Origin of the sequence: Bacillus cereus group sp. Bc010 (assembly GCF_027716745.1) — a bacterium.
GTDB classification, from domain to species: domain Bacteria; phylum Bacillota; class Bacilli; order Bacillales; family Bacillaceae_G; genus Bacillus_A; species Bacillus_A pacificus.
The window spans coordinates 31,710-58,060 of the sequence record NZ_JAQFUY010000007.1; the positions used below are offsets into that span (position 1 = coordinate 31,710).

The window sequence follows — 26,351 nt, forward strand, 5'->3', positions numbered from 1 at the left end:
GCAGCTCCTTTTAAAGGAAATATCCAAGTAATAATCCGATTCCCATTAAGAGACCGAAGATTGTATTTGTTTTTGCTGTTGCTATCATCGCAGGTACCATTTCCATTGGAATGCTTTTGCCGATAAAGCCTTTCGTCGCTTTATATGCTTTCGGTGCACTTAAAAATACGATAAGCATCCATGGTGATACGATGCCGACGATAATTAAAGCAATTGTCCAAATGTAGGAAACGATGAACATAGAAGCAAGTACACCAACTGCTCGCTCGCGTCCAACGAGAATTGCTAACGTTTTACGACCGTTTTCTTTATCGCCATCTAAGTCACGGATATTGTTAGCAAGTAAAATGGCACCAATTAAAATGGAGCTTGGAATAGATAGTAAAACGACTTCTGATGTTACAGTTCCAGTTTGAATAAAGAATGAAATCCCGATAATAATGACACCCATAAATAATCCGGCTGTTAACTCTCCAAATGGTGTATAGGCAATTGGAAGGGGGCCACCCGTATAAAGGTAAGCAACGGCCATACAAACAAGACCGATTGCAGCAAGCCACCAGCTAGAATTCATACAAATATAAACACCTAATAGTATTGCGATACCGAAAAATCCAAATGCTAAGTTAAGCACTGTTTTTGGCTGAATGCCATCGCGAACGATAGCGCCGCCGATACCAACTGAACCTTCGTGATCAAGTCCTCTTTTATAATCAAAGTATTCATTAAACATGTTTGTTGCTGCCTGAATGAGAAGACAAGCAAGAAGCATTATAAGGAAAAGAGGGAGATGTATTTGATTTATACCTCCGACCTGCATTGCATAGGCTGTTCCGATGAAAACAGGAACGAAAGCTGCTGTTAATGTATGGGGACGTAGTAAACTCCACCAAATGCGCCAGCCTGTTTGCTTGCTTGGCTTTGGCGCCGTAGGAGAGGAATTCGTTTCGACGTTCATTTCCATGTTGAATCCTCCTTTGGTCACATATTGTACACAACTAAGTGTAGAAAAAGCATCATTTAGTGTCAACGTTTATTTTCTAGGAAGAGAAGGTGAATTTCTCAGAAATGCTAAACGTTGACAGGCCTTTCGTTTGAGGTGTATCTTAAAATCAAGCGTAATTATGACTATTTTTCGCCCATAGGGGGGGAGACAATTGTGATTCAAACGAAACAAAAAGGCTTGCAGGAAGTTCTAAGTGCAGCCATTAAGCATGCAACTGATGAAAAAATATTGGTTAGTTTTGTAAAACAAATAGACTGGATGGATCCACTTCTGTTTTATGCAGCAGGAAAAAGGATCTCATTCGAAAATAGATGTTATTTTGCAGACCCAGCTCAGCATGTAATATTTGCTGGAATTGGTTCTGTTTTCACTATAGCAACTGCTTCTCACAAACGCTTTCAAACTGCTCGTGACGAGTGGGATAAAGTAAAAGAGAAATCGTTTGTACAAAGAGAAAAATATGAATTTGGAACAGGTCCTCTTTTATTTGGTGGATTTTCATTTGACCAAGAAAAAGAGAAAACAGACTTATGGAAAGAATTTGATGATACGACATTTTCACTACCAGCATTTTTATTAACTGTAAAAAATGAAAAAGCATGGTTAACAATGAATACATTCGTTTCGGCAACAGATTGTGCAGAAACTCTTTATAACGAAATTGTTTCTTTAGAAGAGAAAGTTTTGGAGGAGAGTAAATGTGCACTAGGAGGATCTAAATTAACAGTTACTTCTAAAGTAGAAGTAGATCCGAAAGGCTGGATGAAGGCTATTGAGAAAGTGCAAGATGAGATGAAGCAGGGGAACGTGCAAAAGGTTGTATTAGCGAGGGAGCTAAAAGTAGAGATGGATCATCATATTGATTCTGCGCTTGTTTTAGAAGCACTTCGCATTGGGCAACCAGATTGTTACGTATTTTCTTTTGATTATAAAGGAGCATGCTTCTTAGGAGCGACGCCAGAGAGATTAATTCGCAAAGAAGATGAGAAGTTTACTTCAATGTGTCTTGCTGGTTCAACTGGTCATGGTCAATCTATAGAAGAAAGTAAGCGAAATAGTGATGCGCTTCTTCATGATGAAAAGAATTTAGCTGAACACGGTTATGTTGTGAACATGATCAGGTCTGTATTAAATGAGCACTGCGAATCCGTTAATATTCCGGAAAGTCCGGGCTTATTAACAACGAAAAACTTAATTCATTTATATACGCCTGTAGAGGCAAAAGGCGATGCGAGTCTTTTAACAATGGTAGAAGAATTACATCCAACACCAGCTCTTGGCGGGACACCTCGTTTGGAAGCGATGAAACTGATTCGTGATGTTGAATTGTTAGACAGAGGATTATATGGTGCACCGATTGGCTGGATAGATGATGAAGGAAATGGTGAATTTGCGGTTGCACTTCGCTGCGGATTATTAAATGGCGAGAAAGCATCCTTATTCGCCGGTTGCGGGATTGTAATTGATTCAGTACCACAACTTGAATATGAAGAAACAAGTTTGAAGTTTAGACCGATGCTTGGTGCTTTGGAGGAATTAATGAAATGAACAATCATATAGAAGCATTATCATATTATTTAGGCGCGTTCGTGGATGAACTGACGCGTCTAAATGTATGTGATGTTGTCATTAGTCCAGGCTCACGGTCAACGCCGATTGCTCTACTAATGGAACAACATGAAGGAATGAACACATATTTACATGTAGATGAAAGATCAGCAGGATTTTTTGCGCTCGGTATCGCAAAAGCGAAAAAACGTCCTGTTGCATTATTATGTACGTCAGGAACGGCTGCAGCGAACTATTATCCAGCTGTATGTGAAGCTTTTCATTCGCGAGTGCCGCTTATCGTCTTAACGGCAGATAGACCGCATGAATTAAGAGATGTCGGTGCACCACAAGCGATGAATCAAATTAATTTATACGGCACGTTTGTGAAGCAATTTACAGAGATGGCACTTCCAGAAGCGAATGAGGCGATGTATCATTACGCTCGCATGACAACGCAGCGCACGGTAGCAAGCGCGCTTTTAGCACCGCAAGGACCTGTTCATCTTAATTTTCCAGTTCGTGAACCGCTTATCCCGGACTTCTCATTAGAAAGTTTATGGGATAAAGGACGCGGAGAATATACAGGAGTAGTTCAGCGAGGGAATGCGGTGATGCCGAGTGAATATGTAGATTCTCTTGTAGGGCGCCTTTCACATATGGAAAAGGGGCTTATTATTTGTGGAGATGATAGTCATTCAGAAATCGCAACGTTTACAACGCAACTAGCTGAAAAAACGGGATATCCAATATTAGCGGATCCACTTTCTAACATTCGTAGTGGACACCACGATAAAACGATGGTAATCGACTGTTACGATACATTTTTACGAAACGAGCTGTTAAAAGAAACGTGGAAGCCAGAAGTTATAATTCGCTTCGGTGGTATGCCTGTTTCGAAAGCATTAACGCAGTTCATCAAAAAACAAACGAAAGCTGTTCATATCGTTGTTGACGAATCAGGACAATGGAGAGATCCAGCTCTCGTTGCAACAGAAGTTGTCCAAGCAAGTGATATTGCATTTTGCAGTGCACTAATAGAAAAAATGCCAGTTATGAAAAAGAATGATTGGTCCCAAATGTGGCAACATATAAACGAAAAAACGAAGGAAACGCTTCGCGAAATGGAAACATATGATACTGCGTTTGAAGGAAGAGTCATTACGGATATTGTCCGCGTATTACCAGAAGGAGCAACGTTATTTGCGAGTAATAGTATGCCAATTCGTGATACAGATTCATTCTTTTTCACATCGGATAAAAATATTCAAGTGATGGCTAACCGCGGTGTAAATGGGATTGATGGAATCATTTCGACAGCTTTAGGAGCGAGCATGATTTGCGATCCGCTCGTATTAGTAATCGGTGATTTATCATTTTATCACGATTTAAACGGATTATTAGCCGCAAAATTACATGAGTTAAATATAACGATTGTTGTTGTAAATAATGACGGTGGTGGTATTTTCTCATTCTTACCACAATATGAGAAAAAGGAACATTTCGAATCATTATTTGGAACTCCAATTGGGCTTGACTATGAGCATGTTGTCAACATGTACGGTGGTTCATTTAGCCGTGTAAATGGTTGGGAGCAATTCCGTGAAGAGGTACAAAAAGGAACGACGACAGAAGGTTTACACGTTGTGGAAATTTGTACGAACCGTGATGAAAACTTAACGTTGCACCGTACGCTATGGGCAAAAACACAGGACGTCATTACTACATCGTTGCAAGGTGAATCAAAATGAACGTAACGCTGCAAGGTGTATCGTATGAATATGAAGTAGTCGGAAGCGGAGAACCACTTCTACTTCTTCATGGTTTTACGGGAAGTATGGAAACGTGGCGTTCCTTCATTCCTTCTTGGAGCGAGCAGTTTCAAGTCATTTTAGTAGACATTGTTGGGCACGGAAAAACGGAAAGTCCTGAAGAGGTGACGCATTATAATATTCGAAATGCGGCATTGCAAATGAAAGAACTACTAGATTATCTTCATATTGAAAAGGCGCACATACTCGGCTATTCAATGGGCGGTAGACTGGCGATTACGATGGCGTGTCTATATCCAGAATATGTACGTTCTCTTTTATTAGAAAACTGTACAGCTGGGCTTGAAAGTGAAGATGAGCGAAAAGAACGCTGTGAAAAAGATGAGCGACTTGCTCAAAAAATTGAGCGAGAAGGCATCGAAAGTTTTGTATCGATGTGGGAAAATATTCCGCTGTTTGAAACGCAAAAAAGTTTAGCACAAAACGTACAAGAAGCAGTGCGAAAAGAACGACTCGCTAACAATCCAAAAGGGCTTGCAAATAGCTTGCGCGGCATGGGAACAGGGGCTCAGCCTTCATGGTGGAATGAGCTGCAAAACTTAAAAATGCCTGTTCTTTTAATGAACGGTGAGCATGATGAAAAGTTCTTTCGCATATTAAAAAATATCGAAAAATGCGTCTCTGACGCGAAATTTGTCAAAATTGATGGCGCTGGCCATGCAATTCATGTGGAACAACCGGAAAAGTTTGATACAATAGTAAAGGGATTTCTAAAAACTATGCAGTGATGCTTTTTTCAGTTAAGAATGAAGTTGCACTTATAGAGGAGATCAGAAATATACAAGGAGGTAGTTGTAATGGCTATTGAATGGGTAAAAGAAGGCAATTACGAAGATATTATTTATTCAACATACAATGGTATCGCAAAGATTTCGATTAACCGCCCTGAAGTACATAACGCATTCCGTCCTAAAACGGTAATGGAGTTAATCGACGCTTTTGCACATGCTCGTGATGATGCAAATGTTGGCGTTATCATTTTAACAGGTGAAGGTGGACGTGCATTCTGTTCAGGCGGCGACCAAAAAGTTCGCGGTCATGGCGGATATGTAGGTGACGACCAAATCCCGCGTCTAAATGTATTAGACTTACAACGTCTAATTCGCGCAATTCCTAAACCAGTTATCGCAATGGTAGCAGGTTATGCAATCGGTGGTGGACACGTACTTCATATCGTATGTGACTTAACAATTGCTGCAGACAACGCTGTATTCGGACAAACAGGTCCTAAAGTAGGAAGCTTTGACGGTGGATACGGAGCTGGTTACTTAGCTCGTATGGTAGGCCACAAGAAAGCACGCGAAATTTGGTACCTATGCCGTCAATACAACGCGCAAGAAGCACTTGATATGGGATTAGTAAATACAGTAGTACCATTAGAACAACTTGAAGCAGAAACAGTACAATGGGCAGAAGAAATTTTAGCAAACAGCCCAATGGCACTTCGTTTCCTAAAAGCTGCATTCAACGCAGACACAGACGGTCTAGCTGGTATTCAACAACTAGCTGGAGATGCAACGTTATTGTACTACACAACTGACGAAGCAAAAGAAGGTCGCGACGCGTTCAAAGAAAAACGCCGTCCAGACTTCGGTCAATTCCCTCGTTTCCCGTGATCAAAAGCGGAGCCGACTGTTTAGCCTCGTTGGCTAAGGTTCTTAGACGGAAGCAGCTCGCCCACAAAGTGAGTCGCAACCAAATGATCAAACCGGAAACAAAACAACTAAGAGACTTGATGTCATATCAAGTCTCTTTCTTTCATGAAAGGAGAATGAGTGATGGAGACGATGCCAAATTGGTTAATGCAACGTGCATTTTTAACACCAGATCGCACTGCAATTGAAATAGAGGAAGAGAAAGTTACTTTTATGCAGCTGCATGAAAAAGTAGTATCTGTTTGCGAACACCTTACGCATGTTGGAGTGAAGCGGGGGCAAAAGGTGGCTGTTCTGATGAAAAATGGTATGGAGATGATTACAGTTATTCACGCCCTATCTTACGTAGGTGCAGTAGCTGTGCTTTTAAATACGCGTCTTTCAAGAGAAGAGCTACTTTGGCAAATGGATGATGCTAAAGTTATTTGTTTAGTGACAGATCAAGACTTTGATGCTAAAGATATTCCTGTATATTCATTCGCTGAAGTGATGAATGGACCAAAAGAGGAAGCCTCTATACAAGAAGAGTTTTCTTTAGAAGAAGCAATGACAATTATTTATACGTCTGGGACGACAGGCAAACCGAAAGGCGTTATTTTAACGTACGGCAATCATTGGGCAAGCGCAGTTGGTTCTTCGCTTAATTTAGGCCTTCGTGATGATGATTGCTGGTTAGCTTGTATGCCGATGTTCCACGTTGGTGGGCTATCTCTTTTAATGAAAAACATTATGTACGGCATGCGCATTTTACTCGTTCCGAAATATGATGCTGATTTTATTCATAAAGCACTTCAAACGAGAGGCGTAACAATTATCTCTGTCGTTTCTAAAATGTTAACTGATTTATTAGAGCGACTTGGGGCAGAGACATACCCATCTTCTTTACGATGCATGTTACTTGGCGGAGGACCAGCGCCGAAACCACTATTAGAAACGTGTGTAGAAAAAGGAATTCCTGTATATCAAACGTACGGTATGACAGAAACGTCGTCGCAAATTTGTACGTTGTCCGCAGATTATATGTTAACGAAAGTAGGATCAGCTGGAAAACCACTATTTCAGTGCCGACTTCGTATTGAAAAAGATGGTGTAGTAGTGCCGGCATTTACAGAAGGCGAAATCGTAGTAAAAGGACCGAACGTAACAGGTGGTTATTTTAACCGTGAAGATGCGACGCGCGAAACAATTCAAAACGGATGGCTTCATACTGGCGACCTCGGTTATTTAGACGAAGAAGGATTTTTATACGTATTAGATCGCCGCAGTGATTTAATTATTTCTGGCGGAGAGAATATATATCCGGCCCAAATTGAAGAAGTGTTACTTTCTCATCCGGCGGTAGCGGAAGCTGGTGTTGTCGGCATGACTGACGATAAATGGGGACAAGTACCCGCTGCTTTTGTTGTAAAAAATGGAGAAGTAACAGAAGAAGAAATTATTCACTTTTGCGAGGAGAAATTAGCGAAATATAAAGTGCCGAAAAAAGCTTGTTTCTTAGAGGAGTTACCACGAAATGCTTCGAAAAAATTGTTAAGACGAGAGTTAAGACAATTAGTGGAGGAGATGTAAGTGGAGATAAAAAAAGCGACACTTCATATAACGGTAATGCCACTCGTAATCCCGTTTGCTGCAAGCTACGGAACGTATGAAAAGCGTGAAAGTATCGTCATTGAATTAGAAGATACGGACGGACATATTGGATTTGGTGAAGTCGTTGCATTTTCTGAACCGTGGTATACGGAAGAAACAGTGAAAACCGCGCTGCATGTACTGCAAGATTTTTTAATACCGGATTTATTAAAGGCTGACATTTCTCATCCGAATGAAGTGCCGAGCTTGTTTCAGCATATAAAAAGAAACCGAATGGCAAAGGCGGGAATTGAAGGGGCTATTTGGGATTTATATGCGAAGCGTCAAAAGAAATCGTTAGCGACAGTGCTTGGCGGAACGAAGTCTGAAATTGAAGTCGGTGTTGTAATTGGGCTTAATACGATTCCGGTTATGTTAAAACAAATCGAGAAGTACACTGAAGAAGGATACGAGCGTCTTAAAGTGAAAATAAAGCCAGGGCATGACTACGAATTATTGAAAGAGATTCGTAAAGAGTTTCCGCATATCCCGTTAATGGCGGATGCCAATTCAGCGTATACATTAGCGGATACGGAGAGTCTGAAACGACTAGATGAATTCCAATTGATGATGATTGAGCAACCGTTAGCGGATTACGATTTTCTTGATCATGCACAGCTGCAGAAGAAGATTGAAACGCCGATTTGTTTAGACGAAAGTATCCATAGTTTAGAAGACGCACGCGTTGCAATTACGCTTGGCAGCTGCCAAATCGTTAACATTAAACCAGGGCGAGTGGGCGGATTAACAGAATCAATCCAAATTCATAATTATTGTATGGAGCATAACATACCAGTTTGGTGCGGCGGTATGGTAGAGATGGGGATTTCACGAGCGCAAAATGTTGCGCTTGCTTCATTGCCGAACTTTACGATTCCTGGCGATATATCCGCTTCTAGCAGACATTGGGAGAAGGATATTATTTCACCGGAAGTGATGCTTGAGGGAGGGAAAGTGATGGTGCCGCAAAGCGTTGATACTGAGTATGAAGTAGATCGCGGAAGGCTGGCGGAAATCACGAAGCAGCGGATTGTTTTTGAGCGGTAAGTGGAGTCTTTAAAATAGCGAGAGGATTTTGTCGTTAATTGTCGGTAAGTCGATATATTTTAATAATCGCCGATATAATTCGAGTTACGATCGATATAATTGAAAAATCGCCGATATAATTCCAGTTATGGTCGATATATTTGGAAAATCGCTGATATAATTTTATTTACAAAGGTTACTCTAACGGGTAACCTTTTCGTATTGTACAAATTGGATAGACTAGTTTACAATCGAGCGTATAAAGGGGGAGTAAAATGAAGCGCATTTCCATTTTAATAGCGGATGATGAGGCAGAAATTGCTGATTTAATTGAGATACATTTAGAAAAAGAAGGGTACCACGTCGTGAAAGCAGCTGATGGAGAAGAGGCAATTCATATTATTGAAACGCAGCCAATCGACTTAGTGGTTTTAGATATTATGATGCCAAAAATGGATGGGTATGAAGTGACGCGCCAAATTCGGGCGAAGCATCATATGCCAATCATTTTCTTAAGTGCGAAAACGTCTGATTTTGATAAGGTGACAGGTCTTGTGCTAGGCGCAGATGATTATATGACGAAACCTTTTACACCGATTGAATTAGTCGCACGTGTAAATGCACAATTACGCCGATTTCTTACGTTAAATCAGCCGAAAGTAGAGGAGAATAAATCTGCTTTAGAGGTAGGCGGAGTCGTGATTGATCCTGAGCGAAGAACGGTAAATGTGTACGGAGAACAAGTTGAATTAACACCGAAAGAGTTTGATATTTTATATTTATTAGCGAGTCACCCGAAGAAAGTGTACAATGTGGAAAATATTTTTCAGCAAGTATGGGCCGATGATTATTTTGAAGGCGGAAATACAGTTATGGTACATATTCGCACATTGCGGAAAAAACTTGGGGAAGATAAAAGAAAGAATAAGTTAATAAAAACAGTGTGGGGAGTAGGTTATACTTTCAATGGCTAACAAGATGAGAAGTTTTCGCTCGAAAATGGTTATGCTATTTGCGTTAAGTATGATATGTGCTGCTGGCGTAACGTATATCATTTATGAAGGGTTACGGATCTATTATAAATTAGTCGTTCGTTTTGAGGATCCGTTAGCTCAAGTCCGGTCGATAATAAGACAAATTGGGGATGTTAATTTCTTTTTAATTATCTTCATACCTCTGTCCATTATGTTTTTCTTCTTCCTTACTAGGCCGTATTTAAAATATTTTGATGAGATTTCAAATGGAATTCATCATTTGGCGAACGGAGATTTTACAAATGAAGTGCGCGTTTCATCAAATGATGAGTTTGGATATATTGCAAGTGAGATTAATGTAGCGAGTGAAAAATTAAGGGAAGCAGTGGAACGAGGAGACTTTGCGGAAAGTAGTAAAGACCAGCTCGTTGTAAACTTAGCTCATGATTTAAGAACTCCATTAACATCCGTGTTAGGATATTTAGATTTAATTCTTAAAGATGAAAATTTAACGAAGGAACAAATTAAACATTTCTCTACAATTGCATATACGAAATCGCAAAGGCTCGAAAGTTTAATTGATGAGCTATTTGAAATTACACGTATGAATTATGGCATGCTAAAGCTGGATAAAAAGCCGATTGATATAAGTGAGTTACTTATACAGTTAGATGAGGAATTGTATCCGTTATTAGAAAAACATCATTTAGAAGCTAGGTTGAATGTTGATTCTCATTTGCCGATTAACGGTGATGGAAAATTGTTAGCTAGAGTATTTGAAAACTTGTTAACAAATGCTGTTCGTTACGGATATGATGGGCAATTTGTTGATCTGAATGGGTATATCGATAATGGAGAAGTTGTCGTACAAGTTATAAATTACGGAGATAGCATTCCAGAAGAAGATTTACCGTATGTTTTTGATATGTTTTATACAGGTGATAAATCGAGAACTGAGAATCGTGGCGGGACAGGCCTTGGGCTATTTATTGCGAAAAATATTATCGAGCAGCATAACGGTACGATTTCTGCTGAAAGTAATGTAGTTAGAACAATGTTTGAAGTGCGATTGCCAAAAGACGAGAACGTAACAATTTAATAAAAATTTAAACTTTATCCCACTTTTTATTTTAATAGTTTTTTCTATTCTAGACGTAAGTTACGTTAAGGAGGAACTAGAAATGAAAAAGTGGGTATTTATTTCTTTTTTTATCGCATGCACAATCTGTGTAGGCGTTTATATATCACCGTTATTTCAAAAAGAAATTGATGTGAAAATCGGCGGGGAAAATAGTGCAGTAAAGAATGAAAATATGAAAAAGGTAGAGGTTACAAAAGAAGAAATTTATAAAGGGGATCTATTATTAGTTAACAAAGACTACCCAGTGAAAAAAGATAGTATTAGGTCTGACATTATAAATGTAAATCACAGTAGTGAATTAGTGAGAGGCTACGTAATATTTGATAGAAATCTTCGTTTATCAAAGGAGGTTGTAAAAAAGTTTTTGAACGTTGTCGATGCGGCTGGAAAAGATGGTGTACAACATTTCTTAATGAATAGCGGGTATAGAGATTTTAAAGAACAAAGTAAATTATATAAAGACATGGGATCTAATTATGCACTCCCAGCAGGATACAGTGAGCATAATTTAGGATTATCACTGGACGTTGGATCGACGCAAAAGAAAATGGAAAAAGCACCTGAAGGAAAATGGATTGAAGAGAACGTATGGAAGCATGGCTTTGTTTTACGTTATCCGAAAAATAAAAGCAATATTACAGGCATTCAATATGAGCCGTGGCACATTCGTTATGTCGGTTTACCTCATAGTGCGATTATGCAAAAAAAGAAAATGACATTAGAGGAATACTTAGACTTCTTGAAAGAGAAAAAAGAAATCACAACCGATGTGGAAGGTAAGAAATATACGGTTTCTTATTATAAAGTATCCGGGAACAGGACAGTGAATGTTCCGGTGAATAAGCAGTATGAAGTTTCGGGGAATAATATGGATGGGGTTATTGTGACGGTTCAGGAATAGAGAAAAAGCTATCTGAAGTAGATAGCTTTTTTTCATGATTGGCCGCCTATCAAGCTAGCGAAATAAATCAATGGATACGAAATCGGATTGTCTTTAAACTAACAAATAAAAGTAGGGGTGCTAAAAAAGCTTATTAAAGTGCGATTTTTTTATTGGGTACTTGTCTATGCTTTATCGTTGTTTTATACACAATATCGGATTATAAAAAATGGTACCTTCTTATATCGATGAGATTTAAGACCATTCTTTTTAAGCAGTTGATAAAGGCGATTACTTGAAATAGGAACGAAAAGGAATTATTAATTATATAAATTGCTCTATATTTGCACCGAATGAATTAGTTATGAGATTTATTTTAAATGTCATTAAATAATTGTTTTATACAAATTGATAGTAACCAATATTGATGATTATTAATAGACTAGTTAAATTTTTCTTAATATTTTATTATTTAAAATGCGAGATAATAAAAATGTATTTTTATTGTTTTCTGCTGTTATATATTTAGGAGGGAGAATGGTAGATGAAAAAGAAATTTATCACGGGGATGATTTCTGCTGCATTATTGCTGAGCTTTACTTTACCATCAATTGCTGATGCAAGTATTGAAACGGAAGAAGATGGTATTGTAACGGAGTATATCCCTGAAATCAATCTAGGCATTGATTTATCAAAGGTTGATACTTCTGACTTCGATTTTGAAAATTTCGAAAAAGAGTATGGTTTTTTAGTAAATGACCCTGTTTTTTTACAACTAGAGGAGGAAGTAAACTAAGGGTTGAATCTGTTGTTGAAAAAAATCCTTTTACTGGCGAATTGGTTGTTAAGCAGGAGATATTGCCTGCTATTGTTCTTGGTGCATTAAGAGTATTAGTTTCAAAAGTAGGTAGAACTGCTGCGGATAAAGCCTGGGCGGTTGCGCGTCCATATGTACAAAAGGCACTCAATTCTCCGAAGCAATATATTTTAGAAGCAGCTAAGGGTGGAATGATAATACAAGTACGTTCTAAAGCTACTGGTAACCGAGTTTTTGCCATAGATTATCATTATATTGATGGAAAAGGTCCTATCTTACATTATCATAGTCCTCCTAATGTTAGTGCACATAAATATTTTAGATAATGTCTAAGGAGCTTATATCTATGAAAAAATATAACTTTGACGATTCGATTCATATGCATTTATTTTATTACGGGGATATAGAAGAGGTTTTTACATATGAGGCTATAGCTTATAAAGTATGTAATGAAAATTTATGGGTAGTGTATTTTGATATTTCTTACTATGATGATTTATCAAATCATCAATTTTCTCAGTATCCATTCTATGATAAGTATGGATATGAAATTCTCCATGTTCGTACAAAAGATCTAGATGAGTGTGAAGGAAATAAATTATTTACTGATTGGTTAATTAATAATTCAATTGTTTAGTTCTAGCCAGCTATTGGTGGGCAGTAAGGCTTCCACCTCAAAAGTTGGTGAAGGCTAATCCACACTGATTAAAGTTTCATTTTATAAATCTATCTATCACCAAAAGGCCTATCAATTTAAGTGCTTTTTGGTTTTTTATTTATGATAGAGAAATGTCTTGAAAAATCAGAGGCACAATGTACTAAAAATATCTTAACATATAAAATTTACGAAATGATAATTGTATCTATTATCGGGACTTAAACATTATAACGTTATATTTACTTCTCTCTTTTTTTGTGTTACGCTAAACGTGTGAAAGAGATATAAAATGAAACTTTAATGTAAGCGTATTCTTATGGCTTCTTATAGAAAAGGGTGGAAATACAATGACAGAACGATTCGTACTACGTAATGTGAAACGTGTGAACGGGGAAGAGATTGACATTGTAATTGAAAATAATAAAATCGCACAGGTGACGAAAGCTGGTGCTGGTGAGGGTGGAAAGGTTCTTGATTACTCAGGTACTTACGTATCGAGTGGTTGGATTGATTTGCACGTTCATGCTTTTCCAGAGTTTGATCCGTATGGCGATGAGGTGGATGAAATTGGCGTTAAGCAAGGGGTAACGACAATTGTTGATGCGGGTAGCTGCGGAGCTGATCGTATTGCAGATTTAGTAAAAAGTAGAGAGCAGGCAAAAACGAATTTATTTGCCTTTTTAAATATTTCTCGCATCGGTTTGAAACGAATTGATGAATTATCCAATATGGAATGGATCGATAAAGAGAAAGTAATAGAAGCAGTAGAAAAATATAAAAATGTAATCGTTGGATTAAAAGCGAGAATGAGTAAAAGTGTCGTTTGTGATAGTGGAATTGAACCGCTGCATGTAGCACGCTCTTTATCCCGTGAAACATCATTACCAATTATGGTACATATCGGTTCAGCGCCCCCTCACATTGAGGAAGTTGTACCTCTTTTAGAAAAAGATGATGTGGTTACACATTACTTAAACGGGAAAGAAAATAATTTATTTGATGAAGAAGGCAAACCGCTACCTGTGTTACTAGATGCAGTGAATCGCGGCGTACATTTAGATGTTGGTCACGGTAATGCTAGTTTTTCTTTTAAAGTAGCAGAAGCAGCGAAGCGTCACGGTATTGCCTTCAATACAATTAGTACAGATATTTACCGGAAGAATCGCGTGCATGGTCCCGTGTATAGTATGGCTCACGTTCTTTCGAAATTCCTTTACTTAGGTTATTCGCTAGAAGAAGTAATTGATGCGGTGACGAAAAATGCAGCAGAGTGGCTTAAGAAACCAGAGCTTGGCCGTATTCAAGAAGGAGATATTGCAAATTTAACTTTATTTACGGTGAAAGATGAGAAGATTACGTTAATTGATTCAGAAGGGGATCAGCGCATCGCTGAAAGAAGAATTGATACGAAAGGGGTTGTAATCAATGGGTCATTCATTGAATGCTAAGTACGGATTAAAAAGAGTGATTAATGCGAGCGGTAGAATGAGTATTTTAGGTGTATCCGCTCCGACAGATACAGTTATGGATGCAATGAAACATGGGGGACAAAATTATGTGGAAATTGCTGATTTAGTAGATAAAGCAGGAGATCATATTGCGAGAATTCTAGATTCAGAGGCAGCGGTCGTTGTGAATTCAGCATCGAGCGGAATTGCGCTTTCTATCGCAGCAATCGTGACGGAAGGAAATCGCCGTAAAAGTGAAAGACTTCATCAAGAGGTCATCGCGAAAAACGAAGTGATTATGTTAAAAGGTCATAACGTTCAATACGGTGCTCCTGTTGAAACGATGATTTATTTAGGCGGAGGAAAACTTGTAGAAGTTGGCTACGCAAATGAAGGGAAAGCAGAGCATATTGAAGATGCGATTGGTGAAAATACAGCGGCGATTCTTTATGTGAAATCCCATCATGCAGTACAAAAAAATATGATTTCTGTTGAAGAAGCATGGGAAGTTGCGCAGCGAAATAACATCCCTCTTATCGTTGATGCGGCAGCTGAAGAAGATATTCAAAAATATGTGAAGTATTCAGACCTTGCCATTTATAGCGGTTCAAAAGCAATTGAAGGACCTACTTCTGGTATTGTTGGCGGGAAACGAAAATATATTGAGTGGCTGAAAGTGCAATTACATTGCATTGGAAGAAGTATGAAAGTTGGGAAAGAAACAACTTTTGGTTTACTGCAAGCACTTGATGAGTACGGAGTAAAAGAAGATAAGAGCGAGCAAGAAAAAGAGTTGTTACAAGTACTTATGCCGCTAAAAGAATTAAACGGTGTAAATGTAACGATCGTTCAAGATGAAGCGGGAAGAGCAATTTTTAGAGCTCGTATTCATATTGACGAGAATGAATTAAATAAATCAGCAAAAGACGTTGTGACTGCATTACGCGAAGGGGAAATCGCAATTTATACACGTGATTACGGAGTAAGACAAGGATTCTTTGATATTGATCCACGTCCACTTTTAGGTGATGACATACATGTAATTGAAGAAAAATTGAGAGAAATTGTAGGGGGAAACTAAAATGACAAACATTCAAAAACGTTTTTATAAAGGCCGTGTAGCATTAAATGTATTAGCGAACAATATCGAAAATGCGAAAGATATTTTTGAAGCAGCAGAAGGTTATGTAGTAGTGGGAGTGTTATCAAAAGACTATCCAACAGTAGAAGAAGCAGTTACAGCGATGAAAGCATACGGAAAAGAAATTGAAGACGCTGTATCAATCGGACTAGGAGCAGGAGATAATCGCCAAGCGGCAGTTGTAGCTGAAATTGCGAAACATTATCCAGGTAGCCATATTAACCAAGTATTCCCTTCAGTTGGAGCGACACGCGCAAATCTTGGTGAAAAAGATAGCTGGATTAATAGTTTAGTATCGCCGACAGGAAAAGTAGGGTACGTAAATATTTCTACTGGTCCAATTAGTGCAGCTGGAGAAGAAAAAGCAATCGTTCCAATTAAAACAGCGATTGCACTTGTACGTGATATGGGCGGAAATTCATTGAAATACTTCCCAATGAAAGGTTTAGCTCATGAAGAAGAATATCGCGCAGTTGCGAAGGCTTGTGCGGAAGAAGGATTTGCATTAGAGCCAACAGGCGGAATTGATAAAGAAAACTTTGAAACAATTGTACGTATTGCGCTTGAAGCAAATGTAGAGCAAGTGATCCCGCACGTATACTCTTCTATTATTGATAAGGAAACTGGTAATACGAAAGTAGAAGATGTTCGTGAATTATTAGCAGTCGTGAAGAAGTTAGTTGATCAATATGCGTAAGAAAATTGCAGCATTTGGTGAAGTAATGATGCGCCTGCAAGTACCAGAATATGAGTTGTTGTCGCAAGCTAATACATTAAAATACTCATTTTCTGGTACAGGTGTGAACGTTGCAGCAGCACTTTCTCATCTCGGTCACGAAGGCTTTCTTATTTCAACTTTACCGGAAAATTCGGTTGGAGATGCTGCAGTATCACACATTCAGAAATTAGGTATTCGTCCTTCATTTATTTCAAGAGGCGGTAAATATGTCGGCATGTACTTTTTAGAAAATGGATTTGGGGCACGTGCAAGCCGCGTTACATATTCAAATCGATTAGAAAGTAGCTTCAATACGGCATGTGAAGACATGTATCAATTTGAAGAAATCGCAAAGGAAATTGATATCGTTCATTTTTGCGGGATTACACTTGCGATGAATGACACGGTGCGTCATCATATGAAATCTTTAGCGAAAGCAGTGAAAGAAAACAGAGGAACTGTCGTCTTTGATTGCAATTATCGTCCGTCACTTTGGGGAGAAGATGGATATGAGCAGGCGAGACCGCATTATGAAGAAATGTTAGGGCTAGCTGATATTGTAATGATGAATGAAAAAGATGCAATGTTCGTTCTTGGAATGAAAACAGAGGAGACGGAGCGAGAGGCGCAACTTATTGATCTCATTCCGAAAGTAGCTGAAACGTATCATATCGCTACAATTGCTGGTACACATCGCTCTATTAATAGCGATAATACACACTCGCTTCGCGGATTTATATGTAAAGATGGTGCGTTCACTTTTGCAAAAACACTTACGTTTTCTGTATATGATAGAATAGGTGCTGGAGATGCTTATACGAGCGGGATTATTCATGGCGAGATAGAAGAGTTTGCACCAGAGAAAGCTGTTTCATTTGCGTCAGCAGCTGGAATGCTTGCACATACAATCGTCGGTGATACGCCAATGTCATCAGAGAAGGATATACTTCGGGCAATGACGGCATCAGTAGGTGATGTAGAAAGGTAGTGGGGGTAACGGTGAACGTAACGAGGAAAAAAGGACCATTATATTTACAAATAAAAAACATTATTCGTGATCGAATATTGCATGGTGTATATGCGATTCATACGAATATTCCTTCCGAACCACAGTTAGAAGAAGAGTTCAAAGTGAGCAAAATTACAGTGCGTAATGCGATTAAAGAACTTGCTCAAGAAGGATATTTGGAAAAGAAAAGCGGTAAAGGAACGAAAGTTATCCGTAATACTTCTGCGACAAAGTTGTCAAAGGGTAAAAAATTTACAGAAGTGTTAGTGGAAGAAGGATATAAAGTACAAAAGAAATTGCTCAAAGCAGAAATCGTTCATAATGAAGAAGGAACGGTGCCTTTTCGATTATTCGGTAAGGAAAGTTTTCGCATTGAACGTTTATATACGTTAAATGATGCACCGTACATTCATTATACGCACTATTTCTCAGCGAAAATGGCAAGTACAGATTTATCGGACTTTGATTTGCAATCGCTTTACGATTTAGTAGAAGACCGAGGTATACACTTAGAAAACTTCAGAGATGAATTCGCTGTTGGACTTGCGCCTAGTTTCGTTGCCGAAGCGTTAGGTGAAAAAGAGGGGACAGCGCTATTAAAACGCATGCGCTATTCTTACGATGAAGTTGGAGAAGTAATTGAATATAGCGAAGGCTACTACAATACAGAAATGCAGCATTATGTAGTGAATTATGACGTATAAAAAGAGGGGATTTTCCCTCTTTTTTTATCCCGCGTTAACGGACAGTAAAACTCCCACCTCAAAATTCAGTTGGAGCAAAGGAGTTAGGTGGGAGTCGGGCTGTCCATAAACGTCCGATTGGTTCAACTAATAATCAGTGGGGGATGAACAAAACCCTCACTGATTAAAGTTTCACTTTATAAAGTAAGGGGAATGAGAGATGGATATATACTTATTAATCGTCACGTTACTTGCAATTGCGATTGTTATTTTAGGGGTATCATGGTGGAAATGGCATGCATTTATTAGTTTAACAGTTGCGAGTTTATTTTTAGCTATCATGTCTGGATTGAATTTGACGAAAATAGTGACTGCCTATGAAACTGGTGTCGGTAGTGTACTAGGGCATTTAGTTGGTATTTTAGCTCTCGGAACAATTTTAGGAAAAATGATGTCCGATTCAGGGGCCGGCATGCAAGTGGCAGATTTCTTTATTCGATTTTTCGGTGTAAAGAAACTACCGTGGGCTATGTTATTTGCAGGATTTGTTATAGGGATTCCGGTATTTTTTGAAGTGGGGATCGTCATTTTATTACCACTTGTTATTTCCATACGAAAAACGACGAAGCAAAATATATTATTAATTGCGTTACCTGTTATTGCGGGATTATCTATCGTACATGGGCTCGTGCCACCACATCCAGGAGCGATGACAGCAATCGGTATTTATAACGCGAACTTAGGAAAGGTACTATTATATTCATTACTTATCGCGTTACCAACAGCCATTATCGCGGGACCGATATTTGCAAAGTGGGTACATAAAAGGGTTATACCTGAAAATGAACCAGAGCTTATTCGAGTTACGACTGTCTCAACTGATTTACCGAGTCGGAAAGTTTCATTCTTTATTATTTTATTACCAGTTGTATTGATGATTTTATCGGTCGTTGCACCTTATATTTCATTACCGAAAAAGATGACTGAATTTTTAGTCTTTGTAGGAAGCCCAGTAATTGCCTTACTTATTTCATGTTTTGCAGCATTTTATTTACTTGGAATCAGACAAGGTATTAATAAAAAGATGATTAAAAAATTAACAGATGAAAGTTTACTACCGGTCGGTTCTATTATTTTAATAATTGGTGCAGGCGGTGGATTTAAACAAATATTAATTGAAAGCGGCGTTGGCACGGCGATTGCGCAAATGGCAGAACATATATCGTTATCACCAATTGTACTTGCTTTCATGGTAGCTGGTTTAATTCGAATCGCGACCGGATCGGCTACAGTAGCATTAACGACAGCGGCAGGGATTGTTTCACCAGTTATTCAGCATATGTCTGGCGTGAATTTAGAGTTGCTTGTTATAGCAACCGGAGCAGGTTCATTAATGTTTTCTCACGTAAATGATGCAGGATTCTGGCTTGTAAAAGAGTATTTAGGTTTGACGGTTAAGGAAACGTTTAAAACGTGGACGGTACTGGAGACATTGTTATCATTTATTGCATTTGGTTTTGCGCTTTTATTGAATATGTTTCTTTAGGAGAGGAGATCACATTTAAACGAATAAAACCTAGAGGAAATATAATTTCTCTCTAGGTTTTATTTGTTTTTGTGCTTTCTATTACGTAATGGAACGGACATACTGATCTTCTCCATCGTCTTTGACAAAGACTCCTAGCTCATTCAAATCTTTGCGTAAATGCTTCTTTTTCTTCGAGTTTCCGTCTCGGATAGCATTTCGTCTTTCATACAAAATGGTATTTACATTTTTACTAAATCGCTCATCCTCTAATTTCCATAGACTATAGTCTTGCTTATAAGGATCTTGTTCCACCCATGGAAAGCCGTGCAGCAAGAAAATATCTTTAATTTTATGTGGATTTATATCAGATTTTTCACGTAACCATTCGCGGTTTTCTTGATCAATGATTACCACTTGGCCTGTATCTACAAAAACAGCTTTTACATTTGACCTGGTAATTTGCTTCTTTTGATCGTCCTTATTTACATGAATGCTTTCCGAAGTAATGTTCATTTTTAAAGCTTCACTATAAATAATTAAAGAAAATAAAATTCCTGCAATAGCGCCAATTGACATGAGGATAATAGGAAGCCAGAACGGGTTAATAAAATTTAAAAGTTCTATCATTTTCGAATCAGAAAAGAGGGGAATCTTTTTTATAATTTCTATTAATTTAGGTGAAAAATATCCGATAACGCCTAAAAGGATTGGACTTACTATAACAAGTAATTTTTCTAAAAAACCTAATCCAATGACAGATGCCTTTTTCATGTGTAGTTCATCCTTTCTTCATATATAATTTTTCAAAATCAGGGCATTTAAATAGTGAGTTTCTTCACCATTTTTATGAGCTCATCTGAGTAATTTTCTATAGATATAGATGCATTTGCCTTCAGCATTCTTTCTTCGATTGCTCCTAAAATAAATGAAGCTAATGTGTCGGCTTGGAAAGAGTTAGAAAACACTCCATTTTGTTGACCAGTCTTCAAAATATTTAATAACATCGTTCTAAGTGCATCATCTTCTTCATCGTCTTCAATTCTGTAATAAGGAATATTCTCTTCATTTCTTGCATTAAAGACGATCTCAATTAAGGCAATATTATTTTTGTAATGAGTTTCTTGATAAGCCAAATGTGCTTCAATAAAAGCTTCTAGTTTGTTTATTTCAGATTGGGCTAATAGCACTCGATTGCTAATAAATTCATGTTGTTTCTCAACTAAAAATTGTAATGTCCGATTCATAAGATAAAGCTTATCGTTAAAATGATAAGAAATAAGTCCAGTACTAATCTTAGCTTTTTTTGCTACCTTCGTTAAGCTTAAGTTGTTATATCCAACTTCTTCTAACGTATCAATACATGCAAGAATAATTTGTTCACGCCTAGCCTCTGCAATAAAAGAATCAGTCACGCTATTCAACTCCTGATTTATATAATTTGAATGTATAATCAAAAAACTGATTGGTCGTTCAATTAAATTTTAGTAAGAAATTAGAAGTATGTCAAATGCTTTATGCTTACATCTTGAAAAGGCTAATTCGCCTATCAATGAAGCCCAATTGCCAAAACAAGCCCGTTTTTAAGTAAGCCAAGCTTCCGATTCGCCCTGAAAACATAATATAAATGGAATCCCCTCATTTAGAGCAAGGTGAACTTGTTATGAATGATACTAAAGGAGGAATAGAGTAATGAGCGAAAAGTGTGAACACAGACATGATGATTGTAACCGCAGACATGGGTGCGGAGGCGGTTTTGCGCTTCTAATCGTATTGTTTATTTTATTAATCATCATCGGTGCTAGCTGCTTCGGCGGAGGCGGTTGTGGTTATGGCGGTTACGGCGGCTACGGATATGGTGGCTACGGCGGATATTGCTGCTAATTAAAAACTATTGAAAATGGCCTTGTGCAATACGCACAAGGCCATTTTATTCATATTTTGATCTGCTGTGATAATTTATTAATGTACAGGGAACGAATTAAGAAGAAGAAAGTAATCTCGATCATCCCGAAAAAGGTGAGTACGATACATGTCTCTTTTAGTAATGAGAAAGAAAACATACTTTGTAAAAACTTAACGGCAAATAATGTGTGAACACCAGCAACGATGTAAGGAACGAAAAATAAAATTCCTAATTGAATCGTTGCGGAGCGAAACATTTCTGACTCAGTTAATCCAAGCTTTGTAATCGTAATATACTTTTGTCTTTCAGTTGTTAAGTCATTATACATACGGAAGTATAAAACACTAGCTGCTCCGATAAAGAAAATAAAGCCGAGAAATGTCCAAATAAAGAAAGTGGCAATTGAATTTCTTTTACCGTAAATGAGTTCATCCGTAGCTGTGTAAATGTGAAAAGGAATTTGAGCATGTTCTTCTTTGGTTTTTTTAAAGAAATCACTTGCATCATCACTAATTGTACGTAAAATATTTTTCGTCGGAACGATTGCATTTTCCCAATTCTCTACGAAATAGTTATAAATTATAGTCGTTTCAATATGAGGAATCATATTATTAAATACATAATCTTGTACGACAACTAAATGTGGGAATGCAAAGGATGGCTCGATCCCCTTATTAATAAACCCTTTAATGTGAAATTCTTTTTTATTAGATCCAAGTGTAATCGTATTTTGTTTTGCAAATGGATTAGATACGAGATTAAGAAGTTCTGGTGAGTAGCGAGAAATAATATAAACTTGTGTAGAATCAAGTGTTATTTCCGGTCTTTTCAATTGTTTAGCAATTGCGTTATAATCACTCATCTTCATAAGCATAATATCTTCTTTTGAAGCTGTATCTTTTAATACTGTAAACTTATATTTTTTATAATCGAAATTGCTATTTGTAAGCTCAGTTTCAATTGTAATAATATGTTTTTGTTCAAGGTAATTGTCACCTTCTGATGTATAAGTGAAGGGGACAGGATACCGCTCTAGTACCGATGCCTTCGTATTATTATTAGCAGCAAATAATCCAATAATAATCGTAAATGCAAGTGCCGATAACATAGAAACGATAAAGAGCACATTAATATTACTACGAGTGCGGCTAGTTAAATCTGAAATCCATAACATATTTATTTGCTTCATATAAAACTTTCTTCGTCTTTTTAAAATCAAGATAAAGAGAAGAAATGTTTGGGAAAAGAATAAATATGTTCCGACTACTACGAGTGGCAAAATAGATAACATGATAAATAATACAGATCCATTTTGAACATTTTTTTCTGTTATGTAGCCTTGCGGATAACCAGCGATATAATAACATACTGCTAAGCAAATTAAAGCGAATATCGAAATGAGTATAGATGGTTTTTTTTCTTTATCGCCTTTTTTAGTCCCTTTAATGAGCTGTGTTGTTTTACGAGTGCGAATGAACATCGGTGTAAACGTAGAAACGATGAAAAATAAAATAATAAAAGTTACGGTTGTAACGATAATTGCTTCTGTTGGCCAATATAAATAGAGGCCTTTTGCACTTGTTAATTTAGAAGTAACGAGTAAGAAAAAGTTAGAAAACACAAGACCGCCTTGAATACCTACAAAGATAGCGAGTATTCCAATGATCATATTTTCAGTAAACAAAAGACGTTTTAATTGTTTTTGGGATATACCGAGAACAGTTAAAATGCCAAATTGTTGTTTTCGTACATTTAAAAATGTCCCAATAGAATATAAGAGAAAGAAGAACGAGAACAAGACGATAACAAACTGTGCCATTCCAGCTAAGTTCATGAGCGGATCTTGTTCCTGTAATTTATTCATAATTTGTAAGCGTGGATGATACGCGTATACAGTAAATGAAAAGAAAACCATGATAGAGAACGCACTACTTACAAAATAAGCGAAATATGCTTTAGAATTACGCGAGACATTTTTAAATGCAAATTGCCAAAATGTCATCCACGTCTTCCTCCTAGTAATGCTAGAACATCCAATATTTCTTGATAAAATTTCTCTCGGTACAATCCGCGGTGTAGTTCATTGTAAAGTTCGCCATCTTTAATGAAAATGACGCGGTTACAATAACTTGCTGCGAATGGATCGTGCGTAACCATTAAAATTGTTGCATCTTCTTCTTTGTTCAATTTCGTAAATAGTTCCATCACGTCAATTGCCGCTTTTGAATCTAAATTTCCTGTCGGTTCATCGGCAAGTAAAAGAGACGGATGATGAATAACAGCACGTGCTACTGCGGTACGCTGTGCTTGTCCTCCTGACACTTCAAAGATACGCTTGTCTAAAATATGATCAATTCCAAGTTTTTTTGAAATGTTATCGAGCTTTTCATCCATTTCTTTTAAAGGAACATTATCTAATGTTAAAGGTAGTACGATATTTTCACCGATTGTTAATGTATCTAGTAGGTTAAAGTTTTGGAAAACAAATCCTAGCTCTTGGCGGCGGAAAACAGCTAACTTCTCTCTACGAAATGTGTGCGGTTTTTTTCCATTAATCACGACATCACCAGCAGTCGGAGAATCAATGGTAGAGATAACGTTTAAAAATGTAGATTTACCGCTACCAGATGGTCCCATAATCGCAACGAATTCACCTTTATCTACATGTAAATTTATATTTTTTAAAGCAGTATGAGGGACCTTTCCTTCATACACTTTTGAGACATTTTTAATGTGTAATACTTCTTCCATAATAATCACCTTTCTAATTTTAAAACTTAATGTGTTGTGATAATTTTTGCATATAGAAGGAACGAATTAAAAGGAAAAATAAAATTTCAACTGTTCCAAAAATCATCAGTACGACTGTAATCTCAGCGAAGAACGAGAGATGTAAAACTTCTTGCAGCATCTTTGTCGCAAACATCGTATGAATTGATGCCATAATGTACGGAACAAAGAAAAGAATCGCAAGTTGAATTGTAGCAGATCGTTTCATTTCGGCTTCTGTTAAACCAATTTTTGTAATCGTTACATACTTTTCTTGTTCATTTGTTAAATCTGTATGCATCCTGAAGTAAAGAACACTGCCAGCACCAATAAAGAAAATAACACCTAAGAAAGTACCAATTAAGAAGAAAGAAGCGACATTTTGTTTTGTTGTGTATAGAGAATCGCTCGCTTCACTTGCATGGAAAGGGGGGTGCTCTGCTTGAATGTTGTTCCCGTCGGTATTAATTTTGTCTATGAATACCGCACCGATGTTATTAGCTTTTTCCCAGTCCTTAACTTTAAAGCTATATACACTCATCTGTTTTGAAACAGTGGATAATGCTTCTACATTTTCATCAGATAGTATGAGCAATTGGTATATTAAGCGATTTGGGAATGGGTTATAACTTTTATATTCTTTCACTTGTAGTTGTAAATTGTTTTGCGTAAGTGTAAGAGTATTTTTCTTGTCTTTATTATGAAGCGTTCCAATAACTTGATCATCTAAGTCTTTCATAAGAATATAAGATTCATTCTTATTTACCTTGAGTGTTTCCCAATTTAAAGCCTTAGCAAGTACATTATAGTCACTTTGTTTAATTGCATAATAGAGCTGCGAATTTTCTTCCGCTGAAGATACTTCATATATATCCGTTTTAAATTGTTTATAAGTAAATTGCTCTTCATTAAATTTTTGTTTTAACCAATTTAAATGTTCATCCGCCAACGTATTTTCAGTATGTGATAAATATGTAAAAGGAAAAGGATTTTCTCTTACTGTATCGAACTTCATAAATTTACCAAAACCATATAAGAATGTAATCATAGTAAAAGCAAGTGTTGATAGCATCGCTACAATAAAGAGCATGTTAATGTTTGTCCGAATGCGCGCTGCTAAATCAGAAATCCAAAGCATATTAATTCGCTTCATATAAAATGTTCTTCGCGTTTTTAATATACGAATGAGTAAAAAACTAATTTGTGAAAAGAAAAAGTATGTTCCAGCTGTAACAAGTGACGGAATGAGAAATATACTGGTGGCGGCGTACAAAAGCCCAACTATGTCGCCGAGCGACATGAAATATAGCGGATTGGCTGCTAGTACGTATCCAGATATTAAACATGTTGCACCAAATAGAGAGATGAGCACAGATGCTTTTCTTTCTTTTTGTTTTGTTCCTTCTTTTAAAAGACGTACAGCCTTCCTCGTCCGAATGAGCATCGGCGTAAACGATGAGACGAGAATGAAGAGTCCTAGAAAAATGATCATAGTTAAAATAATGGCAGCTGTTGGCCAATATAAATATAAACCAGGAACATGTGTAATCTTGGCAGTAACTAATAAAAAGAACTGCGAGAAGACAAGTCCAAGCTGAATGCCGAAAAAGATGGAAAGAACACCAATTAGCATGTTTTCTAGAAATACGAGTCTCTTTAATTGCTTTTGGGATATGCCAAGTACTGTTAAAATCCCAAATTGCTTTTTTCGTACTTTTAAGAAAGTACCGATTGAATATAGTAAAAAGAAAAATGAAAAGAATACAATGACAATTTCTGAAATTGTCATTAATATGTTCAGAGCAGCATTTACGCCTGTCATATGTAGTTTAGGATGAAATAAATAAACCGCAAACGAGAAAAAGATTGCGATAGAGAACGCACTGCTTACAAAATAGGCGAAATAAGCTCTGGCGTTTCGTGTGACGTTTTTAAATGCAAACTGCCAAAATGTCATTTGCCTAGCCTCCTAGTAGGGTGAAGAGG

Annotated in this window: 23 protein-coding genes and 2 pseudogenes; 18 read left to right on the forward strand and 7 right to left on the reverse strand. The window is 37.3% G+C overall.

Annotated elements, in window-relative coordinates; genetic code table 11:
• Positions 1–10: 10 nt before the first annotated feature.
• A complete protein-coding gene (locus PDQ68_RS10780) occupies positions 11–964 on the reverse strand; it encodes a 1,4-dihydroxy-2-naphthoate polyprenyltransferase (RefSeq protein WP_000425748.1) in 954 nt (317 codons plus the stop codon).
• Positions 965–1,159: 195 nt separating this feature from the next.
• On the opposite strand from PDQ68_RS10780, the gene PDQ68_RS10785 reads away from it, so the two are divergent.
• From PDQ68_RS10785 to PDQ68_RS10825, 9 genes are all read left to right on the forward strand, one after another.
• Positions 1,160–2,554, forward strand: coding sequence for an isochorismate synthase (locus tag PDQ68_RS10785; protein ID WP_061182732.1), 1,395 nt, complete (start codon positions 1,160–1,162; stop codon positions 2,552–2,554).
• Positions 2,551–4,305: a 2-succinyl-5-enolpyruvyl-6-hydroxy-3-cyclohexene-1-carboxylic-acid synthase gene (gene menD / locus PDQ68_RS10790; protein WP_061182733.1), complete on the forward strand. Its 1,755-nt coding sequence runs from the start codon at positions 2,551–2,553 to the stop codon at positions 4,303–4,305. The genes PDQ68_RS10785 and menD overlap by 4 nt, the downstream gene beginning before the upstream one ends.
• Entirely contained in the window at positions 4,302–5,114 is an 813-nt protein-coding gene (gene menH / locus PDQ68_RS10795) for a 2-succinyl-6-hydroxy-2,4-cyclohexadiene-1-carboxylate synthase (protein ID WP_061182734.1), read from the forward strand. Before menD ends, menH begins: the two co-directional genes overlap by 4 nt.
• A gap of 69 nt (positions 5,115–5,183) precedes the next feature.
• Positions 5,184–6,002: a 1,4-dihydroxy-2-naphthoyl-CoA synthase gene (gene menB, locus PDQ68_RS10800; protein ID WP_000963874.1), complete on the forward strand. Its 819-nt coding sequence runs from the start codon at positions 5,184–5,186 to the stop codon at positions 6,000–6,002.
• Positions 6,003–6,164: 162 nt separating this feature from the next.
• Positions 6,165–7,610: an o-succinylbenzoate--CoA ligase gene (locus PDQ68_RS10805; protein WP_061182735.1), complete on the forward strand. Its 1,446-nt coding sequence runs from the start codon at positions 6,165–6,167 to the stop codon at positions 7,608–7,610.
• Entirely contained in the window at positions 7,611–8,717 is a 1,107-nt protein-coding gene (gene menC / locus PDQ68_RS10810; protein WP_061182736.1) for an o-succinylbenzoate synthase, read from the forward strand.
• Positions 8,718–8,971: 254 nt separating this feature from the next.
• Positions 8,972–9,670 (forward strand): response regulator transcription factor, encoded by a 699-nt coding sequence (locus PDQ68_RS10815; RefSeq protein WP_016718776.1) that lies wholly within the window; start codon positions 8,972–8,974, stop codon positions 9,668–9,670.
• Positions 9,663–10,769 (forward strand): HAMP domain-containing sensor histidine kinase, encoded by a 1,107-nt coding sequence (locus PDQ68_RS10820; protein ID WP_001284574.1) that lies wholly within the window; start codon positions 9,663–9,665, stop codon positions 10,767–10,769. The genes PDQ68_RS10815 and PDQ68_RS10820 overlap by 8 nt, the downstream gene beginning before the upstream one ends.
• An 82-nt stretch (positions 10,770–10,851) precedes the next feature.
• Positions 10,852–11,712 (forward strand): M15 family metallopeptidase, encoded by an 861-nt coding sequence (locus tag PDQ68_RS10825; RefSeq protein WP_061182737.1) that lies wholly within the window; start codon positions 10,852–10,854, stop codon positions 11,710–11,712.
• 133 nt (positions 11,713–11,845) lie between these two features.
• Here the strand turns inward: PDQ68_RS10825 and PDQ68_RS29000 are convergent.
• Positions 11,846–12,037 (reverse strand): annotated as a pseudogene (locus PDQ68_RS29000) (hypothetical protein); the annotation flags it as partial.
• Positions 12,038–12,235: 198 nt separating this feature from the next.
• Here PDQ68_RS29000 and PDQ68_RS28865 point away from each other — a divergent pair.
• The 8 genes and pseudogenes from PDQ68_RS28865 (at position 12,236) to gntP (ending at position 19,711) form a co-directional block, all read left to right on the forward strand.
• Positions 12,236–12,834: pseudogene (locus PDQ68_RS28865) on the forward strand (hypothetical protein).
• 20 nt (positions 12,835–12,854) lie between these two features.
• Entirely contained in the window at positions 12,855–13,145 is a 291-nt protein-coding gene (locus tag PDQ68_RS10840; protein ID WP_061182738.1) for a DUF3986 family protein, read from the forward strand.
• Positions 13,146–13,513: 368 nt separating this feature from the next.
• Positions 13,514–14,614, forward strand: a complete 1,101-nt coding sequence (locus tag PDQ68_RS10845) for an amidohydrolase/deacetylase family metallohydrolase (protein WP_061182739.1) — start codon at positions 13,514–13,516, stop codon at positions 14,612–14,614.
• Positions 14,592–15,695, forward strand: a complete 1,104-nt coding sequence (locus PDQ68_RS10850) for a DgaE family pyridoxal phosphate-dependent ammonia lyase (protein WP_061182740.1) — start codon at positions 14,592–14,594, stop codon at positions 15,693–15,695. The genes PDQ68_RS10845 and PDQ68_RS10850 overlap by 23 nt, the downstream gene beginning before the upstream one ends.
• 1 nt (position 15,696) lies before the next feature.
• Positions 15,697–16,452: a 2-dehydro-3-deoxy-phosphogluconate aldolase gene (gene dagF, locus PDQ68_RS10855; protein WP_061182741.1), complete on the forward strand. Its 756-nt coding sequence runs from the start codon at positions 15,697–15,699 to the stop codon at positions 16,450–16,452.
• Complete coding sequence (locus PDQ68_RS10860) at positions 16,445–17,461, forward strand: sugar kinase (RefSeq protein WP_061182742.1); 1,017 nt, start codon at positions 16,445–16,447, stop codon at positions 17,459–17,461. Before dagF ends, PDQ68_RS10860 begins: the two co-directional genes overlap by 8 nt.
• Positions 17,461–18,186 (forward strand): GntR family transcriptional regulator, encoded by a 726-nt coding sequence (locus PDQ68_RS10865; RefSeq protein ID WP_000539265.1) that lies wholly within the window; start codon positions 17,461–17,463, stop codon positions 18,184–18,186. The genes PDQ68_RS10860 and PDQ68_RS10865 overlap by 1 nt, the downstream gene beginning before the upstream one ends.
• A 199-nt stretch (positions 18,187–18,385) precedes the next feature.
• Entirely contained in the window at positions 18,386–19,711 is a 1,326-nt protein-coding gene (gntP, locus tag PDQ68_RS10870) for a gluconate permease GntP (protein ID WP_061183671.1), read from the forward strand.
• An 81-nt stretch (positions 19,712–19,792) separates the two neighbouring features.
• Here the strand turns inward: gntP and PDQ68_RS10875 are convergent, their stop codons facing one another.
• A complete protein-coding gene (locus PDQ68_RS10875) occupies positions 19,793–20,464 on the reverse strand; it encodes a YqeB family protein (protein ID WP_061183672.1) in 672 nt (223 codons plus the stop codon).
• 47 nt (positions 20,465–20,511) lie between these two features.
• Complete coding sequence (locus PDQ68_RS10880) at positions 20,512–21,105, reverse strand: TetR/AcrR family transcriptional regulator (protein ID WP_049112705.1); 594 nt, start codon at positions 21,103–21,105, stop codon at positions 20,512–20,514.
• Between the two features lie 277 nt (positions 21,106–21,382).
• On the opposite strand from PDQ68_RS10880, the gene PDQ68_RS10885 reads away from it, so the two are divergent.
• Complete coding sequence (locus PDQ68_RS10885) at positions 21,383–21,574, forward strand: YjcZ family sporulation protein (RefSeq protein WP_001290390.1); 192 nt, start codon at positions 21,383–21,385, stop codon at positions 21,572–21,574.
• A 50-nt stretch (positions 21,575–21,624) separates the two neighbouring features.
• Here PDQ68_RS10885 and PDQ68_RS10890 read toward each other — a convergent pair whose 3' ends face one another.
• The 3 genes from PDQ68_RS10890 to PDQ68_RS10900 are packed head-to-tail and all read right to left on the reverse strand — an operon-like array spanning position 21,625 to position 26,322.
• Positions 21,625–23,598, reverse strand: coding sequence for an FtsX-like permease family protein (locus PDQ68_RS10890; protein ID WP_061183673.1), 1,974 nt, complete (start codon positions 23,596–23,598; stop codon positions 21,625–21,627).
• Entirely contained in the window at positions 23,595–24,347 is a 753-nt protein-coding gene (locus PDQ68_RS10895; protein ID WP_000393245.1) for an ABC transporter ATP-binding protein, read from the reverse strand. Before PDQ68_RS10895 ends, PDQ68_RS10890 begins: the two co-directional genes overlap by 4 nt.
• Positions 24,348–24,366: 19 nt before the next feature.
• Positions 24,367–26,322 (reverse strand): ABC transporter permease, encoded by a 1,956-nt coding sequence (locus tag PDQ68_RS10900; RefSeq protein ID WP_061183674.1) that lies wholly within the window; start codon positions 26,320–26,322, stop codon positions 24,367–24,369.
• Positions 26,323–26,351 lie beyond the last annotated feature (29 nt).